This is a genomic window from Haemophilus sp. oral taxon 851 str. F0397 (genome assembly GCF_000242295.1).
GTDB lineage: Bacteria > Pseudomonadota > Gammaproteobacteria > Enterobacterales > Pasteurellaceae > Haemophilus.
The window spans coordinates 17,240-34,660 of the sequence record NZ_JH591081.1 but is presented as its reverse complement, the minus strand read 5'-3'; the positions used below and the strand labels follow the sequence as shown (position 1 = coordinate 34,660).

Here is a 17,421-nt window from a genome sequence, read left to right as displayed (position 1 = left end):
AAATTCCTAAAATTCAAATTGATAAAGTAAGTCAAACACTTGGTTTGTACTAGAAACGGATTGAAAATAAAGTTGTGGCATTAAGCGGTAACGTAAGGTTACTTCTGCTAAGCCATCAAATAAGCCTACACCATATTTTATTTGTAAGCGGTTAGTGAGGTTTCCGCTGACGGTCACTTTGGATTTATCCCCCACACCCGATGTGCCAAGGTTTAAATCTTGGATACCAAAAGCCTCGCCAATACTTCCCACTAATTTACCGCTCTTTGAAAGTCCTAGGCCAAGCAATGCCGCCCCCACAGAGCCACTAGAACCTGCCTCACCACTATTTTCTAATGAGCGACCCGTTAACAAATAGGAAAGTGCTTGATCTTGTGGTTTACTTGGTTCGCTAAAGATGGTGACATCAGGTCTATCAGCTGAACCTATTACTCTCACACCAGCAATAATTTTACTATCTTCCATTGCGTCAGGATTACGAATAGCCTCAATATTCAACGTAGGTTGTGTCGCTTGCCCAGAAAAGCTAATAAGCCCTTTCCGAATCAGTAAATCCTGTCCGAAAGAAGCATAGCGACCTTTGGTTAAATTGATTTGACCGAATAAACCTAAATTACCTTTGTCTTGTTTGACAGAAAGTAAACCATCAAGATTGGTTTTCAAACCATAGGCATCAAGGCTGACGTCTTTACCAATATTGATGCGTAAATCAGAACGAATATCCATTCCTGATTTTGTTTTTGCCGCAAATTCACGTTTAATCAGTTCTTCTTTGCTCTTATGAGGGCCATTTAAAATAACTTCATCTTCGCTTACTGGCTCAGCAGTATCTGGTAAGCTATCAATTCTAATACGCGCCCAAGGAATATCCACTGTTCCGCTTAAATTCAATTCTTTCGGATTGGCTTTTACCGTGATATTTGGACTGAAACGTAGTTTCGCCATAGATGGAATATCCACGTTGAAATTATTTGCCTGAGCGTTTAATTCTGTTGTCCAATGTTCAATATTCGCCCAGTTTGCTCGGCCGGTTAAATTCAAACGACTATCGCTAGTTTCAATTTTTCCCTGTAAGGTGGAATTATTACCGTGGAAACGTACGGCAATATCGCCATCAGTAATATTGACTGGCATAGATTTTAATTTGGTACGAATATTGCGAATATTGAAGTTGCCATTTAATAATGGTTTCTCTAAATTCCCGCCGAAACTCAACTTCGAGACTACCTCACCATTCACTGATTCACCGCTAGTAAGTAGATGATTTGCGATAGACAGGCTTAATCTTTCTATTGCAAGGGTTCCGCCAAGTTGACGATTTTTAGCCAGGTCATTTAAATGAATATCGCCAACAACTCTGCCTTGGTTATGCACATTGATGTCTGTTTTTAAAACCAAATTATTATTTTGAATGTCAGCGTTAAGGGTTAATTTTGGAATATCCAATTTAAACGTACGGTAATCCAATTTTTGAGAGAAAGCTAAGTGATTGCCATCTACTTTGGCGGTAAATTGGAATGGTTTATCCGTAAACCAAGCAACATTACCTTGCGCTTGTAAATTGCCTTTGAGGCTATCTTGTTCGATAAGTTTATTCACTAAATCCAAATTAACACGTTTAAATTGGAAAGGAATATTCCCTTGCTTGCCCACATTGAATGCTTGTGGAAAACATAATTCTACATCTGTATTTTGCCAGCAATGTGCAGCAATATTGGCTTGTGTTTGTTTGTTATCGTAAGACACCGCAATAGCTTGGTTGGATTTTACATCACCAATAGGTGTATCGAATTTTGCTTGGGAAAGTGTGCCTTTCCACTGTTCCAAAGTGCGGTCAAAATGGCCGTTAATTTGTAAATTTGCGGCAACAGGCTCACCTTGGGATTTAAGCGTTAACAGATGATTTTGTTCATCGCCAGATAAAGCGAGATCAAGTAAACGGAGTTTAACACTTTCACCATAATGAAGTTGCTCTGCCTTAATATTGAATTGTCCTTTAGCTAAAGGATCGCTTTTGATATTCCCTTTCGCGCTCGCTTTAGATAATTGGAAACCTTGCAAGTGTAAATTAGACGAGGTTAAGTCAAGATCAAGATTTGGACTGGTAAACTGACCAGAAATAGCCGCATGCCCTTTCACATTACCGCTTAAATCAGACCATAAACCACGCAAATTGGGTGCATCAACATCTAATACAAAATCAGAATGGTCATCTAATACACCTCTTGCGTTAAGATGATTTTCACCATATCTAACCTGCAAATCAGGTACTGTTAGAAGTACATTTTGATTAAGTGTTGCGGAGCCTTTTAAACTGATGGGGTTTGAAGACAGTGTTCCATTTAAATCGGCTACTGGCACTTCCACTTGCCAGCCTTGAGAGCCTGCAAAACCACGTGAATGCAATTTGCCAGATAATGTTGCAGGCATGACAGGTACATAAAAACCGATATTCATTTTTTCTAAATCGGCTTGTACATCCCAGTTTGCGCCCTCTTTCCAGTTTGCAGTCCCCACAAATTCACTTTTACCATCTAACGAAGCTATCCCCAATTTATTGACGGTTACTTCATAAAGTTTGCCGTCGGCATTAAGGTCCACTTTAGATGCTGGAATATAATCCATTCCATCTACGCCACCCTTAAGTTCAGCGTGATAATTCAGTAAATCCCCCGTGAGCTTAAGTGTTACATCATTAATTTTGAGTGGCGCCATTGTGTTTACAAAAGCGTATTGTCCTTTTGCCACATTTAATGTGAGGTTTAAGGGCATTTTGTCTTGCGCTAATTGCACTTCGCCATTCAGTTCAGCATCTAATACGCCTTTTGTTTTTAAAGAAAGTGCGGTGGATTTTTTCAATGATCCCGAAAGCGTAAGATCAACATCACTCGCTGGCAAAATTTCTTTTCCATCGGATTTCAACGGCTCCAAATGAGATTTTAAAGTTAAATCTAGCGGCATATCACCATCGAGTTGTAATTTACCTTGTGAAGAAAAATTACCCAACGAGCTTTCTACCGCTAATTTTTGTAATTGCAGTTGGTTATCGACAGTATCCGCTTGTGCAATCAGGCTTGGGATTTCAATAGATTGAAGTGTTTCACCTTTTTCATTCACCGCTTGATAATTCCAGTTTTTGCCTTTAATCGCAGGGATATGTAAATCAAAAGGAAGAATTATTTCTGATACATTGCCTAAAAAAGCAGGCGTTAAAGATTGCTCAATCGCATCCCAATCTACAGGTTTATTCGTCTTATTCTGATTAGTGGCTTGCGGTTCAGGTTTAGCTTCGGGCGATTTTTTTGCAATCACTGAAATATCGTTAATTTCAGTCGGCGCAATAGTTAAGCCTTTTTCATTATTTAAATGTACCGCACTTTTAGAATTTCCAAGCGTAATACTAGTCTGATCAATATTTACAGATAAATCTTGCACAACCAAATTTTCGGCATTGATACCAATTGGCAAGGAAATGCGTTTCATCGGGCCAGACTTTGAATCATCAGGCGTTGATGGAGGCAGTAATGCTGTATTAATTGCAATCGTCGGTTTATTTAAGGTGAAATCACGTAAACAAACCTCACGTGAAAGCAAACAACCGAAATCAAGCTGTAAACGTGCTTGTGCAATATGAGTATCAATCCCAGCGGTTTGATAACGAACATTATTTAACACCAAGCCATTTTGTAGTCCGCCTTCAATTTGCTCAACGGAAAAACTATCAAGCATTTTATCGGCAAGTTGAATTAAACCTCTTTGCCCCTCATCGAAAGAAAGCGCCCCAGCAACACCTAAAATAGGCACCAAAATGACCGCACTTCCGATACAAACAGCCTTGCGTACCCAATGTTTTTTATTAGGTTGCTCAGGTGATTTTGGTGAAGTTTCTGATGGTTGTATTTGTTCTGTCATAAATTCACCTTAAATTTCTGTACCAAGTCCGATGTAAAATTGAATATTTTTGCTGTTATCTTTATCACGAATCGGGGTGGCTATATCAAATTTAATTGCGCCCACTGGTGATGCCCAACGGACACCAACGCCTGCGCCATAACGCAATTCTTTAGTCGTGTAATCATTAGCTGCTAATCCGCTATCTGCGAAGGTAGCCGCCCACCAATTCGGATAAACTTGATATTGATATTCTAAAGAACCCGCAAGTAATCGCGAGCCACCAACCAATTTTCCGTTTTTATTTTTAGGCGCAATTTTTTTATAGCCGTAACCGCGCACACTGCGATCGCCACCAGCAAAGAAACGAAGTGCGGGCGGAATTTTTTCAATATCCTTTGTATGTAAATACCCAACTTCAGCACGAGCAACGATACGGTGATTTTCTGCATAAGTACGAATCCATGCGCTAGAGGCTTGCACTTTTACGAAAGACGCTTCCGATAACCAAACTTTGTTACCCACATCAAAAGTGATTTTTTGTACGTCGCCCCAAGTTGCAAAAGAACCGCCACGTAATCGGGTACGAGTAAATCCGACCGTTGGATAAAGGAGGAATGTTTTATCGGTTATATCGGCTTGTGTAAAACTATCATATCGCGCACGAAGTCCACCAAAATATTGCCAGCCATGCGCATTGTTCCAATAACGTAATGCGGACAATGTAAGCGCTCTCGTATTGGTATCATTCTCTTTTTCACCTTCCCAACCGACAGAGTAATCATAGTAATAATTTAATGGATTTTTAAGCAATGGCATTCGATAAGTTGCCTCTAAAGTTTGTTTTGGCGCAGAGAGATAAAGATTGGTGCGGAAACTATGTCCACGGCTATTAATCCACGGTTTTGTCCAACCAATTTGAGTGTGCACGCCACCATCAGTGGCAAAGCCCACACCGAGTTCCATCGCATTTTTTTTACGTGGATAAAGAATAATCTCCACATCCACAGTTTTGTTTTTATGATTAACATTAGGTTGAACTAATACTGAGCTAAACCAATTTGAAGATGAAAAATCGCTGGTTAAATCCGACAAATTATTCATTAAATATGGATCGCCAGATTTTATGTTAAGAATATTATTGAGATAATCGTCGCGGATTTGTGAATGGCTAAAAGTAATATTGCCATAATGATAACGCACGCCGCTATCAAATAACATTCGCCACCATGCTTGATGGGTTTCTGGGCTAATTTCTAAACGTGAAATTTTAAATTCCCCATCAAAATATCCACGATTTAATGCTAAACGTGAGATCGCTGTTTTGTAATCATCATAAGTTTGGTGTTCAACTAACACCCCTTCTTTAGGTAATTTTTTACGTAACGCATCAAAATTTTCATCTTGTGCGGCTTCCCCTTCAATTTGCACATCAGTGCCCGCAATTTTTGTTGGCTCGCCTGGTGTAACGTGCGCAATCAATAAATCGCGTTTGCCTTGACGCTGTTTTCGTTCAAAACGCACGGAAGATTCATAATAACCAAACACACGCAAACCACGATCCACAGCTTGAGTGACTAAATGTTGATAGCGTTCGGAACCATCCATTTCTTCTTTATTAATCAGATGAACATTGAGATCCGTATTACGAACAGCACGGAAACCACGGATACCTTGAACTTCAATATCAACGGTTTGTTCAGCAAATGCGGGAAAGCAACTTAATGCTAAAAAAAGTGCGGTGAGTTTTAGCGATATTTTTTTCATTTTGAGGGGCTAAAATTTTTGAGTTGCGGTATAGTCTACCGCGAAGTTCGTTAGGATCCAATATTTACAGCGTATTTTGTCGGGTTTTTAATAAAAAATACCGCACTTCATTGCTAAAGTGCGGTAATGTTTTCGACTGTTTTTAATTAATGACCGCCGCAACCACAGCTGCCGTGACCATGTTCGTGCTCGTGCCCGTGACCACCGCCGCAGCATCCACTATGCTCGTGATCATGGTCGTGATGGTGGTGATGACCGCCACAGCCACAACCGTGACCTTCTTCGTCATCATCGTGGTGGTGGCTATGCGCACCGTGAACGTGGCCGTGTGCGATTTCTTCTAACGTTGCTTCACGGGTTGCGACAACTTCAACCGTGAAGTGTAATTCTTGACCGGCTAACATGTGATTTCCATCAACGACAACTTCATCACCATCGATTTCAGTAATCACCACTGGAACTGGACCAATGTCAGTATCCGCTAAGAAACGCATACCGACTTCAAGTTCATCAACACCTTGGAATACATCTTTTGGTACACGTTGAACCATATTTTCGCTGTACGCACCGTAACCTTCTTCAGGTTGTACACGTACTTCAAATTTGTCGCCTACTTCTTTACCTTCAAGCGCTTTTTCAAGACCGATCACTAAATTATTATGGCCCTGTAAATATTCTAGTGGTTGATTCGCTGGAGCTTCATCTACCAATACGCCATCTTGTGTGCGAACTTGGTAAGCAATGCTCACCACTACATTTTTTGCTACTTTCATTATGTTTTCCTTATAAAAAAATCGGTTAAAAAAAGTCGTACCATTGTAGCGAAAATTATTCCGCGCGCAATGCAATTCGCGCACTAATGCGTGCTTTTATTTTCTCTTTACCATTTTCCAGATAACCATCGCCAGAAGAATCCACCGCACTCATATCGGCAGATTTTGCCATCGCCATCATATAAGGTCGTGGGCTCATGGTTTGTTCATTCACGGAAGAGACATCTAAATCTAAAATTTGATAGTCTTTCATATTCAACGAATTTTGAATTAATGTGGCTTTGTTTTTAAATTTATCCAATGCGGCTTGAGTTAATTCATTTTCTAAACTCATTAATTTTTCTGATGAAATAAGTGCATTCGTACTTTCCACTGCCATAACACCATCAAGCTCGCTAATCACTTTGGAGATAGCTTGGAAATCTTTGCTTTCTAATACAAGTTCTACACGATCAATCCAACCAGATTGCTTGCCTTGATTGTTATAACGCACACTGGTATGACGAAAATGATCTTTAATTTCTACCGCACTTTCGTTTTTCGCGATAGAAAGTGCTTTGCTTAATTTCTCATTGATCGTTTTATTTAATGTTGAAAGAGAAGTACCTTCCGCTTGATAAAAAAGCGTAACTTGTAACAAATCTCGTGAAACTTCTTTTTCAACTTCAGCATTAAAAGAAACAATATTATTTTGCACCGTACTTTGTGGATTATCCGCCAAGGCAGGCACAGCAAAAGGCAGCGCTAATAATGCTAAGGAAAGCGATTTTAATTTCATATTGAAACTCCTAAAAAAATAACCGCACTTATCAAGTGCGGTCCAAAAGAATAATTAATGCACACGAGGTTCTTCTTCATCTTCATCATCAAAAAATTCCCCATCATCGCCGTATTCATCGTCATCGGCATTCGGATCTTCAAAATAGGTGCCCCAACCATCATAAATGCCTTTATGTTTTTCTAACAACGGAAGGATTTCTTTTTGTTGTGCATCAATAATTTCCGCTTTTAATTCTACTTCACTGATAATGTCAAAGCAGAAAATTGGTTTACCATCATCATCTTCAAATTCTTCCGCTTCGGACACTTCATAACCGGCTTTAAACGCATCTACAGCGATTTTTTCTAACAAATCAAAATCGTGATGAGCAATATGATGCTCAATAATGTAAAGCGCATCCGGGTCACTACCATCGTTAAGTAAATCAGCGATAATTTCACGGGTTTCTGCTTGTAACTCAGCCAATTTTGACATAATAAAATCCTTCAACAAGAACAAAAGTGCGGTTATTTTAGTGGATAAATCACCAAAAGTCGCATAAAATTTCGCGCAATTATTTTCTATAAAAAAGAGCCCTTAACTATGCTCGAACAACTCCCTTATTTGGCATTAAAAACTCCGCCAAAAACTACCGCACTTTTAAAGGCTGAATGTGCGGATTTTATTGTAAAAGAACATTTAGGCTATGAAATGTCAAGTGAAGGTGAGTTTGTTGCGTTGTATGTACGAAAAACAGATTGCAACACCTTATTTGTTGGCGAAAAATTAGCTAAATTTGCCGGTGTTTCTGAACGCAATATGGGATATGCGGGTTTGAAAGATCGTCGAGCGGTGACAGAACAATGGTTTTGTTTACAAATGCCTGGAATGGAAACGCCCGATTTCAGTCTATTTGAATTAGATGGCGTAGAGATTTTAAAGGTTACTCGACATAACCGAAAAATTCGTACTGGTAGCCTTGAGGGAAATTATTTCGATATTTTATTACGCGGTGCAGTAGAATCTGATGAGCTTAAAGCGCGGTTAGATTTTGTGGCAAATTTTGGTTTCCCCAATTATTTTACGGAACAACGTTTTGGGCGAGATGGTCATAACCTCACGCAAGCATTGCGTTGGGCTCAAGGGGAAATAACGGTAAAAGATCGCAAAAAACGCAGTTTTTATCTTTCCGCCGTGCGCAGTGAGATTTTTAATCTGGTTGTGGCTGCGCGTATTGCAAAGGGCGCAACAAATCAAGTTTTACCAAATGATATTGTGCAATTAGCCGGTTCGCACAGTTGGTTCAAAGCGGATGAAAAAGAAGACTTAAATGCCTTAAAAGTGCGGTTAGAAAATCAAGATATTTTACTCACCGCCCCTTTAATTGGCGAAGATGTGTTGGCCGCAAGCGATATTGAAAATGAAATCGTAAATCAACATTCTGTCTTCGATCCTTTAATGAAACAAGAGAGAATGAAGGCAGCGCGTCGTCCATTATTAATGAAAGCAAACGCGTTTTCTTGGGCATTTGAGCCTGAGGGCTTGCGTTTGAAATTTTATTTGCCTGCGGGCAGTTATGCCACAGCATTAGTTCGTGAGTTAGTAAATTATACAGAAGCATAAGGAAGTACAATGCGAATTTTAGTCAGTAATGATGACGGTTTTCATGCGGAAGGCATTCAAGTTTTAGCAACAGAATTAAGAAAAATTGCAGAAGTCATTGTTGTTGCACCTGATCGTAATCGAAGTGCGGCATCAAGCTCGCTCACATTAGTGGAGCCACTACGCCCACGCCATTTAGACACTGGCGATTATTGTGTGAATGGTACACCAGCAGATTGTGTGCATTTAGCATTAAATGGATTTTTATCTGGCCAAGTAGATTTAGTGGTATCAGGTATTAATGCGGGTTGTAATATGGGCGATGATACGATTTATTCAGGCACATTAGCCGCAGCCCTTGAAGGTCGCCATTTAGGCTTGCCTGCTATTGCGGTTTCGTTAGATGGTCGTCAACATTATGAAACAGCAGCACGAGTGGTGTGTGATCTCATTCCAAAATTACATCATCAATTATTAAATCCTCGTGAAATTATTAATATCAATGTGCCAGATTTACCTTTTGAAGAATTAAAGGGTTACAAGGTGTGTCGCTTGGGTTATCGTGCGTCGTCTGCAGAAGTCATTAAACAAAAGGATCCTCGTGATGAAACCATTTATTGGATTGGTCCTTCAGCATTACCTGAGGATGAAAGAGAGGGAACAGATTTCCATGCGGTGAAAAATGGTTATGTGTCTATCACGCCAATTCAAGCAGATCTTACTGCACATCATTCACTTTCGGCTTTACAAGATTGGTTAGAGCAGGAATAATGGCGCGTTTTACCAAATAGAGAAGAAATATGAAAATTTTCGGCACGATGTACGATAAAACCATGCAATGGTCAACGCACCGTTTTGCGACTTTCTGGCTTTCTTTTGTTAGTTTTATCGAGGCTATATTTTTTCCTATTCCACCTGATGTGATGTTGATCCCAATGTCTATGTCAAAGCCAAAAAGTGCGGTGAAATTTGCATTTTATACAGCAATTGCTTCTGTCATCGGTGGGGTTATTGGTTATGCAATTGGTTATTATGCAACCGACTGGGTGGAAAACATTGTACAACAATGGGGATATGGTGCGCATTGGGCAAAAGCCATAAATTGGTTTGAGCAATGGGGCGTATTAGTTGTCTTTGTGGCAGGTTTTAGCCCAATTCCTTACAAGGTGTTTACTCTCTGCTCTGGGGTAATGCAAATGGCATTTTTCCCTTTTGCCATCACCGCATTTGTTTCACGTTTAGCGCGTTTCTTGCTGGTGGCAAAATTAGCCGCGTGGGGCGGTGAAAAATTCGCAGCAAAATTGCGAAAATCTATTGAAATTATTGGTTGGTCAGTCGTTGTGCTGGCTGTCATTGCTTACTTTATATTGAAAAACTAGGATAAAAAATGAATAAATTAGGTCTTATTTTAATAACTGGATTAGTATTAGCTGGATGTGCCTCAGAACAAGTAAAAGATCCAGATGCGTTGCCAAACGGCATCATGCAACCAGTAGAAGGCACAGGCGCTGTTGCTGGCGGTAGCTTTATGCCAGAAATTCAAAAAAATACAATGCCAGCGCAAACTAAATAATAAAGGAACAATAAGGAATTACTATGAAAAAATCATTTCTCTTACTCCCTTTGAGTCTTGTTGTATTATCGGCTTGTACTTCTAATTCTCCCGCTCCAATTAGTAATGCTGATGACAATCTTTCCCCTGGCATCATGCAACCAGTCAATGGTGAAAGTGCGGGCGGTTCTTGGCAACCTGAAATTCAAAAAAACACGGTACCAGCGATGGGCGGCGTACCAACAGGCGTGCAAACTCCACAGCCAAATTTCCAACCAACCTATCAACAGCCTGCCATGCCAGCAGCGCCTGCTCAACCGGCATTCAAACCTGCTCAGCCAGCATTTCAGCCGGCTCAAAAACCAGCAGCGCCAACACCAGCTCCAGCGCCAGCTGTGCAAACAAAAACCATCACTAAAACAGTTTCTGATTGCGTAGGCTCGCAACATATTAATGTTCCACGCAACCCAAATACCAATGCACCAGATTATAGCCAAATTGAAAAAGGCTCTTACAAAGGCAATACCTATAAAGTGAACAAAGGCGATACCATGTTCTTAATCGCTTACTTGGCGGGGATTGATGTAAAAGAATTAGCTGCATTGAACAACATGACAGAGCCTTATAGTTTGAGCTTAGGTCAAACTTTAAAAATCTCTAATTGTGGTACAAAAACAGTGACAACAACGGTTCCAGTAAAACAACCTGCAGCAGCAACGACAACAACTACTGCGGTTGCACCGACAGCACCTGCAGAACCTGCAGAACCTGCAGAACCTGCAGTCACCTATACGCCCGGTGCAAATGGTACGCAAATGGGATCGGATGGCACAATCATTGGACCAATTAAATCTGGTGCAGGTGTAGCGAATAGCGCACCAGCAATGGTACCGGTTGCGACAACACCAGTTGCTCCTGCGACAACGCCATCAGTACCAACTACGCCAGTAGATAACACCAATAGCACACCGATTAATGCCAATGTTGTTGCGCCAATCGCATCAAATGTTGCATGGCAATGGCCGACTTCAGGTAACATTATCCAAAGTTTTTCCAATACCGATGGCGGAAACAAAGGGATTGATATTAGCGGTTCTCGTGGACAAGCTGTTAAAGCTGCTGCATCAGGTCGCGTCGTGTATGCTGGCAATGCTTTACGTGGTTACGGTAATTTAATCATCATCAAACATAATGATGATTTCTTAAGTGCTTATGCGCATAACGACAAAATTCTTGTAACAGATCAACAAGAAGTCAAAGCTGGTCAAGAAATCGCAAAAATGGGTAGCTCTGGTACAAATACCGTGAAACTCCACTTTGAAATTCGCTATAAAGGAAAATCAGTGGATCCAGTACGTTACCTCCCAAGACGTTAATCTTCCTCTGAAAAGAGCGGTGAAAAATCTCAACAAATTTTCACCGCTCTTTTTTATCTAGCTTTTTCCCCTTTCGGCACCTAAAATAACCGCCACAAAACCTATCTTTATTCAGTTTCAAAGCAGGTAATTAGATGATTTCCGAAGAAAATTTCCAACAACATACGCCAATGATGCAACAATATCTAAAACTCAAAGCAGAGAATCCAGATATTTTGTTGTTTTATCGCATGGGGGATTTTTACGAGTTGTTTTATGACGATGCGAAAAAAGCGGCGGCATTGTTGGATATTTCTTTGACGAAACGAGGTCAATCTGCAGGGCAACCAATTCCAATGGCAGGGGTGCCTTATCATGCGGTGGAAGGTTATTTAGCAAAATTGGTTCAGTTGGGTGAGCCAGTGGCGATTTGTGAACAAATTGGTGATCCTGCCACAAGCAAAGGGCCTGTGGAGCGCCAAATTGTGCGAATTGTTACGCCTGGTACGGTAAGTGATGAAGCGCTTTTGCCTGAACGCCAAGACAATCTTATTGCTGCGGTATATCAAGAGAAAGAAAAATTTGGATTAGCTACTTTAGATATGACCTCTGGCCGTTTTCAGCTTTGTGAACCTGCAGATAAAGAAACATTGCGTGCGGAATTGCAACGTATTGCACCAGTTGAATTGCTGTATTGTGAAGAATTTAATGAAATGGCTGCGATTGAACATTGCAAGGGATTACGCCGTCGCCCTATTTGGGAATTTGAACTTAGCACCGCCATTACGTTACTGAATCGCCAATTTGGCACAAAAGATTTACGCGCTTTTGGTGTGGAAAAATCCCCTCTAGGCTTAAGTGCGGCAGGTTGTTTATTACAATATGCAAAAGAAACCCAACGTACTGCATTGCCACATATTCAAAGCATTAGCTTAATTCAAAATCAAGACTGTATTCAGTTAGATGCCGCTACGCGCAGAAATCTTGAATTAACGCAAAATCTTGCGGGTGGTACAGAAAATACGCTAGCGTCTGTATTGGATAAATGTGTCACGCCAATGGGCAGCCGCTTGTTGAAACGTTGGATTCACCAGCCTATTCGTAATGTGGAAAAATTAAAACAACGCCAACAAGCGATTGCGGAAATTCTGAATTTTGATTTGGTCGATGAACTCCAACCTTATTTGCAATTAGTTGGCGATATGGAGCGTATTTTAGCGCGTGTGGCGCTACGTTCAGCGCGTCCTCGCGATCTCACTCGCTTGCGCACGGCATTAGAACAAATTCCAGCATTACGCACGATTGTTCAACAAAAAACACCGCTATTTTTAACCGCACTTTTCAGCCAAATTGCCGATTTCGGCGAGCAATGCGATTTATTGCAACGTGCATTGATTGAAACGCCTCCGCTTTTAATTCGGGATGGTGGCGTGATTGCTGAAGGTTACCATGCCGAGTTAGACGAATGGCGTATGTTATCTGATGGTGCAACGCAATATTTGGAAAACCTAGAAAAACGTGAGCGTGAAAGCACAGGCATTGATACACTAAAAATCGGTTTTAATGCAGTGCATGGTTATTACATTCAAATTAGCCAAGGCCAAGCGCATAAAGCCCCAATCCATTATGTTCGCCGTCAAACTCTGAAAAATGCAGAGCGTTACATTATTCCTGAACTCAAAGAATATGAAGACAAAGTGCTGAAATCGAAAGGCGCAGCGTTAGCGTTAGAAAAGCAGCTTTACGATGAATTGTTTGATTTATTATTACCGCACTTAGGTTCATTACAACTGGCGAGCCTTGCACTTTCTGAATTGGATGTATTGGTCAATCTTGCCGAGCGCGCAGATACCCTCAATTACATTATGCCAACATTCTGTGATGAAGTGAGTGTGAAAATTGAAAATGGCCGCCATCCTGTCGTGGAACAAGTATTGAAAGATCCTTTCATCGCCAACCCAGTGGAATTAAATCACCATCGTCATTTGTTAATTATCACTGGGCCAAATATGGGTGGTAAAAGTACTTATATGCGCCAAACTGCATTAATTACATTGCTGGCGTATATCGGCAGCTTTGTGCCGGCAGACAGCGCGCGAATTGGGCCGATTGACCGTATTTTTACTCGAATTGGTGCATCTGATGATTTAGCTTCGGGGCGTTCAACCTTTATGGTGGAAATGACTGAAATGGCAAATATTCTTCATCAAGCTACTGCGCAAAGCCTTGTTCTTATTGATGAAATCGGTCGCGGCACATCCACTTATGATGGCTTATCCTTAGCTTGGGCTTGTGCAGAATGGTTAGCCAAAAAAATCCGCTCGCTTACATTATTTGCCACCCATTATTTTGAATTAACCGCATTACCAGAACAGCTAGAAGGCATCGCCAACATTCATTTAGATGCCCTTGAGCATAACAACACTATCGCCTTTATGCACGCCGTACAAGATGGCGCCGCAAGTAAAAGTTATGGTTTGGCAGTTGCGGCTTTGGCTGGTGTGCCACAATCCGTTATTAAACTGGCAAAACAGAAATTGACACAATTAGAAAAAACCTCAGGCCATTCAGCCGATCAGCAAATTCAGGCATTGCGTGAAGCCAATCACACTCAAGGTGAATTATTGTTTGAACAAGAAACGGATGCACTGAGAGAGGCTATTGAAAAACTGGATCCTGATGATCTAAGCCCTAAACAAGCCTTGGCGTATTTGTATCAGTTAAAGAAAATGGTGGGGTAACATCTTACAAAAGTGCGGTGAAATTTCACCGTATTTCTACTTTTTACGTTTCGCTCTTGGATGAGCCTGATCGTACACTTCTGCCAGATGTTGAAAATTTAAGTGAGTATAAATTTGTGTGGTGGAAAGGTTGCTATGCCCAAGCAATTCTTGCACGGCGCGTAAATCAGAACTGGCTTCTAACATATGCGTTGCAAAAGAATGGCGTAGTTTGTGCGGATTAAGATGGCTATTTAAGCCTTGGCGAATGCCCCAAGTTTCCAAGCGTTTTTGAATGGCTCGATGAGAAATACGATTTCCAAGCTGGCTAACAAATAACGCCTCATCTTTTGGGTTAAATAATGCCCGCACTTTTAACCATTCTTGAATGGCATGCGACGCATAACGTCCAAACGGCACTACACGCTCTTTGTTGCCTTTCCCGATAACACGCACTTCCCGCACTCGGGTATTAATGCTGTTTAAATCTAAGCCTTGTAATTCAGATAAACGTAAACCTGAACTATACATTAATTCCAAAATAGCACGATCACGAATATCAATTGGCTCTTTGCTATCGTTGGCAAGCAATTGTTGAACTTGCTCGCCATCCATATTTTTCGGTAAATGCTTGCCTTGTTTCGGTGCGGAAATGCCTGTGGCGGGATTCACTTTCAATTCGCCTTGTTGCACCAAAAAACTAAGAAATCGCCGCAATGCGGATAAACGCAAAGCCAAGCTTTTTTCTTTTAAGCCTTGTTTTTTGCTTTCCGCCAAAATAAAGCGCACCACGCTGGGTGTTACTTGTGCCCAAGCGTGAATATCTTGTTGCGCTAAGATTTTGATGATGGCATCAAGTTGATGTTGATAATTAGTGAGCGTGTGAGGGCTCATTTGGCGTTCAATCCGCAAATAATCCCAATAACGATTTAACGCGGTTAGCATTACAAACTCAATTCAAATAAACGTTCTTTCGGGTTTAATTTAAACCCTTCCGATTCTAACATTGAATATTGATTTTGCGCTAATTCTGCCACTAAACGATTGGATTGCGTGAAATGCACAAAGTCTTTTGCTTTAGAAATCAACGCCGCATAAATCTCCGTTTGTTGCGCATGTTCCAACACAAAAATATCGGTGATTTGCCAATAGCGTTGTAATTGTAAAGAAGAAAGGCGAGGGAAAAGCTGCACAAAGCCAATAGCCTTTTCATTTTCGTCCACCGCAATAAAAAACAGACTTTCATTAAAACGCATACGATTAGTTAAAAAAGCCAAGGTGCGTTCTGGATTCTCTGCTTGTCCATAGGCTTGGCGATAGGCTTCAAAAAGAGGAAGAAGAACATCAATATTCCATTGTTCAGCTTTGAAAAGTTTCATAATTGGTTATTTTTTATTGGTTCCATACAGGTAATTGTAGCTTTTTAGCACAAGATAATCATCTTTCTATGAGAATTTTTTTAATTTTATGATCTTCTGCAAAGAATCGTGGCGAAATTTTGGTATAGTAAGCAAGTTAATTTTATCAACTATGGAGAAACAAAAATGGCACGTCGTCCTTTAGTGATGGGTAACTGGAAATTAAACGGTTCCAAAGCGTTCACCAAAGAATTAATCGAGGGATTAAAAGCAGAATTACATGATGTAACAGGTTGTGATGTAGCAATTGCCCCCCCTGTTATGTATTTAGGTACGGCTGAAGCAGCACTTTCTGGTTGTGGTTGTAGCTGTGGCGGTAAAAGTGTAATTCAATTAGGTGCACAAAACGTAGATATCAATGTGAAAGGTGCATTTACTGGCGATATTTCTAGCGAAATGTTAAAAGATTTTGGTGCAAAATACATCATTATCGGTCACTCTGAGCGTCGTACTTACCACAAAGAAAGCGACGAATTCGTAGCGAAAAAATTTGGTGCATTAAAAGAAGCAGGCTTAGTGCCAGTATTATGTATCGGTGAAACTGAAGCTGAAAACGAAGCAGGCAAAACAGAAGAAGTGTGTGCACGTCAAATTGATGCGGTGATCAACGCATTAGGTGTAGAAGCATTCAACGGTGCAGTGATCGCATACGAACCAATCTGGGCGATCGGTACGGGTAAATCTGCGACTCCAGCACAAGCACAAGCAGTTCATGCATTTATCCGTCTCCATATCGCAGCAAAATCACAAGCCGTGGCAGACCAAGTGATTATTCAATACGGCGGTTCTGTAAATGATGCAAATGCAGCTGAATTATTTACTCAGCCAGATATCGACGGTGCATTAGTAGGTGGTGCATCATTAAAAGCCCCTGCATTTGCAGTAATTGTAAAAGCAGCGGCAGCAGCGAAAAATTAATTTTTAGTTAATTAGAATAACAAAAAAGTGCGGTGAATTTTCACCGCACTTTGTTTATGAATTCAAGCAAACTGTATTGCCAATGACTTGCCATTATTTCGTTTGATCGAGAATTTTCGTCACCACTTTCAAATACTCAATCGCCAAGCCCCGTTGAGCAACACTGGCGTTAAAAACTAAGTCTTCGGAAAGTACACCACAAGGTTGGTCTTTTGGTACTTCGCCATTTTCATAAGCCTCGAAATCCTCTCGCCAATCGCCTTCGAAGTAATAATGTTCTAAGCGTTTCATTTTGGGCAAAAACGCCTGCCATTTTTCCAAGAATTGCTCTGCCTCGGTAAGAAAGCCATTTGCTTCATCTAAAATACTTTCCATTTCCGCAAGCTGGGATAAACGTTCTTTTGATAGCATATTTTTTCCTTATTAAATAGTGATCTGATCGGAGCAGATTGTATCCCACTTTCATCATTGAGGTATTTTATCTATATTTCAGGAAAATGGGGTTAAATAGATTAAAAATTTAATGTAAACCTTTGTAAAGTTTGGTAAAGATACTTTCTATTTAATTCGATAGCCTGTAAAATCCCGGCGACAATTTAAGCAAGGTATAGATAATATTTAGTTAGTCGTTTATCTATTATTTTTCACAAGTCGAGCAATGGACT

15 protein-coding genes are annotated in these 17,421 nt (G+C 40.6%); 7 read left to right on the top strand and 8 right to left on the bottom strand.

The genetic code is table 11. The annotated features are described in order from the left end of the window. Positions 1-6: 6 nt before the first annotated feature. The 5 genes from HMPREF9096_RS02040 to rraB form a co-directional block, all read right to left on the bottom strand. Positions 7-3,912, bottom strand: coding sequence for a translocation/assembly module TamB domain-containing protein (locus tag HMPREF9096_RS02040; RefSeq protein ID WP_009500699.1), 3,906 nt, complete (start codon positions 3,910-3,912; stop codon positions 7-9). 9 nt (positions 3,913-3,921) lie between these two features. Beyond that, a complete protein-coding gene (locus tag HMPREF9096_RS02045) occupies positions 3,922-5,658 on the bottom strand; it encodes an autotransporter assembly complex family protein (protein ID WP_009500698.1) in 1,737 nt (578 codons plus the stop codon). A 146-nt stretch (positions 5,659-5,804) separates the two neighbouring features. Continuing rightward, positions 5,805-6,431, bottom strand: coding sequence for a peptidylprolyl isomerase (gene slyD / locus HMPREF9096_RS02050; protein WP_009500696.1), 627 nt, complete (start codon positions 6,429-6,431; stop codon positions 5,805-5,807). A 55-nt stretch (positions 6,432-6,486) separates the two neighbouring features. Further along, positions 6,487-7,209, bottom strand: a complete 723-nt coding sequence (locus HMPREF9096_RS02055) for an SIMPL domain-containing protein (protein ID WP_009500695.1) — start codon at positions 7,207-7,209, stop codon at positions 6,487-6,489. Between the two features lie 54 nt (positions 7,210-7,263). After that, positions 7,264-7,686: a ribonuclease E inhibitor RraB gene (gene rraB / locus HMPREF9096_RS02060; protein ID WP_009500694.1), complete on the bottom strand. Its 423-nt coding sequence runs from the start codon at positions 7,684-7,686 to the stop codon at positions 7,264-7,266. 108 nt (positions 7,687-7,794) lie between these two features. Here rraB and truD point away from each other — a divergent pair, with 108 nt between their 5' ends. The 6 genes from truD (at position 7,795) to mutS (ending at position 14,441) form a co-directional block, all read left to right on the top strand. Continuing rightward, entirely contained in the window at positions 7,795-8,814 is a 1,020-nt protein-coding gene (truD, locus tag HMPREF9096_RS02065; RefSeq protein WP_009500693.1) for a tRNA pseudouridine(13) synthase TruD, read from the top strand. A gap of 9 nt (positions 8,815-8,823) precedes the next feature. After that, a complete protein-coding gene (gene surE / locus HMPREF9096_RS02070) occupies positions 8,824-9,564 on the top strand; it encodes a 5'/3'-nucleotidase SurE (RefSeq protein WP_009500692.1) in 741 nt (246 codons plus the stop codon). 29 nt (positions 9,565-9,593) lie between these two features. Continuing rightward, entirely contained in the window at positions 9,594-10,172 is a 579-nt protein-coding gene (locus HMPREF9096_RS02075; RefSeq protein WP_009500691.1) for a YqaA family protein, read from the top strand. A gap of 8 nt (positions 10,173-10,180) precedes the next feature. After that, complete coding sequence (locus tag HMPREF9096_RS02080) at positions 10,181-10,366, top strand: hypothetical protein (protein ID WP_009500690.1); 186 nt, start codon at positions 10,181-10,183, stop codon at positions 10,364-10,366. Between the two features lie 23 nt (positions 10,367-10,389). After that, positions 10,390-11,721 (top strand): murein hydrolase activator NlpD, encoded by a 1,332-nt coding sequence (gene nlpD, locus HMPREF9096_RS02085; protein ID WP_032803551.1) that lies wholly within the window; start codon positions 10,390-10,392, stop codon positions 11,719-11,721. Positions 11,722-11,855: 134 nt separating this feature from the next. Beyond that, the gene (gene mutS / locus HMPREF9096_RS02090; protein WP_009500687.1) at positions 11,856-14,441 is read left to right on the top strand and encodes a DNA mismatch repair protein MutS; all 2,586 of its coding nucleotides are present in this window, start codon (positions 11,856-11,858) and stop codon (positions 14,439-14,441) included. A gap of 36 nt (positions 14,442-14,477) precedes the next feature. Here mutS and xerC read toward each other — a convergent pair whose 3' ends face one another. Continuing rightward, positions 14,478-15,365 carry a tyrosine recombinase XerC gene (gene xerC / locus HMPREF9096_RS02095; RefSeq protein WP_005644230.1) on the bottom strand — a complete coding sequence of 296 codons (888 nt, stop codon included), beginning with the start codon at positions 15,363-15,365 and terminating at the stop codon, positions 14,478-14,480. Continuing rightward, on the bottom strand, positions 15,365-15,799 hold the full coding sequence (locus HMPREF9096_RS02100) for a GNAT family N-acetyltransferase (RefSeq protein ID WP_005629228.1): 435 nt from the start codon (positions 15,797-15,799) through the stop codon (positions 15,365-15,367). Before HMPREF9096_RS02100 ends, xerC begins: the two co-directional genes overlap by 1 nt. 165 nt (positions 15,800-15,964) lie before the next feature. On the opposite strand from HMPREF9096_RS02100, the gene tpiA reads away from it, so the two are divergent. Continuing rightward, positions 15,965-16,756 (top strand): triose-phosphate isomerase, encoded by a 792-nt coding sequence (tpiA, locus tag HMPREF9096_RS02105; RefSeq protein WP_032803550.1) that lies wholly within the window; start codon positions 15,965-15,967, stop codon positions 16,754-16,756. 93 nt (positions 16,757-16,849) lie between these two features. Here the strand turns inward: tpiA and HMPREF9096_RS02110 are convergent, their stop codons facing one another. Further along, the gene (locus tag HMPREF9096_RS02110) at positions 16,850-17,167 is read right to left on the bottom strand and encodes a DUF4298 domain-containing protein (protein WP_009500685.1); all 318 of its coding nucleotides are present in this window, start codon (positions 17,165-17,167) and stop codon (positions 16,850-16,852) included. Positions 17,168-17,421: the final 254 nt, after the last annotated feature.